Origin of the sequence: Thermocladium sp. ECH_B, from assembly GCA_001516585.1 — an archaeon.
Taxonomy (GTDB): domain Archaea; phylum Thermoproteota; class Thermoprotei; order Thermoproteales; family Thermocladiaceae; genus Thermocladium.
Map to the genome: position 1 here is coordinate 1 of LOBW01000137.1, position 1,610 is coordinate 1,610.

2 protein-coding genes are annotated in these 1,610 nt (G+C 44.7%); both read right to left on the bottom strand.

Annotated features, from left to right (window positions below; all coding sequences use genetic code 11):
* Positions 1–94 precede the first annotated feature (94 nt).
* Entirely contained in the window at positions 95–634 is a 540-nt protein-coding gene (locus AT710_09745; GenBank protein ID KUO89815.1) for a hypothetical protein, read from the bottom strand.
* A gap of 2 nt (positions 635–636) precedes the next feature.
* Positions 637–1,092 carry a hypothetical protein gene (locus tag AT710_09750; GenBank protein KUO89816.1) on the bottom strand — a complete coding sequence of 152 codons (456 nt, stop codon included), beginning with the start codon at positions 1,090–1,092 and terminating at the stop codon, positions 637–639.
* Positions 1,093–1,610: the final 518 nt, after the last annotated feature.

The window sequence follows — 1,610 nt, forward strand, 5'->3', positions numbered from 1 at the left end:
ACATCAAGGAAGAGACGCTTTTTCCAGTATTTAAATCTACCCCGCCCTGAAGGGCGAGGCTTTCCGCCCCCTTAACCCCCATTTCGGTAAGCCATTATCCCCTACCCCGTTCCTCACGAGGCTCCCCCACAACGTCCAGGGCTCTTTTAGCTATTGGTTCAAGCCCTGAGGTAATCATTATCTTAACCACATAGTTAATAAGCTCATCCTCCGAAACGTTGTTTTCCCCAGTCCACCTAACGCCTAAAACAATGCCATACCTCCTATATGGAAACTTCTCCACAAGCCTTAACCATAGTTCCAGGGCATCCTTGGCGTTCAAATCAACAATAAGCCTCATCACAAGCCCATAATTAGGGTCACTATAAATCATGACATTGCGTATCACATCTTTCCCAACAATATTAGCCACAGCAGTGCGTACTATAAGATCTAGGCCTTCCCACGATCTTTGCGAAGATATTTCCTGAGACGCTGGCGAATAGAAAGTTAAGGAGGTGGTATTGGTTCCAAGAGATCTTAATATGGTGGGTTCTGAATGTCCTTGCTCGATATTGCTAAGTAATGTGCTTAAGAATGTTTTGCGGCTTGGCATGAGATACCCGTAGTCATAGGTTAGAACCTCGGCGCTCATGGCTACACCCTCTCAAGCAATCTCTTAAGTATGTCGCCCGCATTTTCTATAAATTTTAATACTTTTTCCTTTTCATCCCTATACACCGCCTCAATCCTATAAAGGTTTTCCCTTTCGCTTGGCCTATATGAACTATATACAGGTGTTATCATTATGTGAAGCCATTTACTAGGTGATGTGGGGTCGCCATTCTCAAGTGCAAAGCTTGCCTCAACCATTCTAAGGTTAAACCCTAGTAGATCCGATGCCTCGACGTTATTGCTAAATTTAGGACTTAGGGATGCTAATGCCACCACTATTACTTCGTACGGAACCAGAGCCCTCTCAACATCGATATTAAGATTTTTAAGAGCCTGCCACAGATCTTGGAGGGTTGAGGCAACTTCTCGAGCGTATAAACCCTCCACGCCAAGGCTTCTCCTACTGAAATCGTAATCCACCTTAACATTACCTTTCATTGCAATAATGTTTGGTGGCATAATGGGAGTTATAGAGGTACCACCAAGACCAAGTCTTGTAGGGGCAGTAACATACCCCATCTTAGATAAGTACGATAATAGCAGGACAACATCAGGGTCAAGCATAAACGTGGTTACCACGCGGATCTGTAGGATACTGATCTCAACCATAATTCATCACAACTTTCATTTTTTTCTGTGTGGTGGCTCCCTTTATTAATGTTTTGTATATTTTTCCCCAGTAGGTCGTAGAGTGTGTTAATTCTCTTGTTTGCATTGCCTCGGAAATCGGCTACTTCCTAACCTCGGCTGCTTCATTATCCATCTCTCGGAATAACCCAAGCATAGCACGCCAAGGTCCTCCATGGATAACTTCTTACCTTCACCAACCTCTCTCAAGACAACCTCCAAAGCCTTCTGACCTCCTCCCCGCCCTGAAGGGCGAGGTTTGCCGTTCGTTTTATCACAGAGAGGATGAAGATGGATGTGGCTAGGTTCAGAAGGGTAGGGTCATAAAG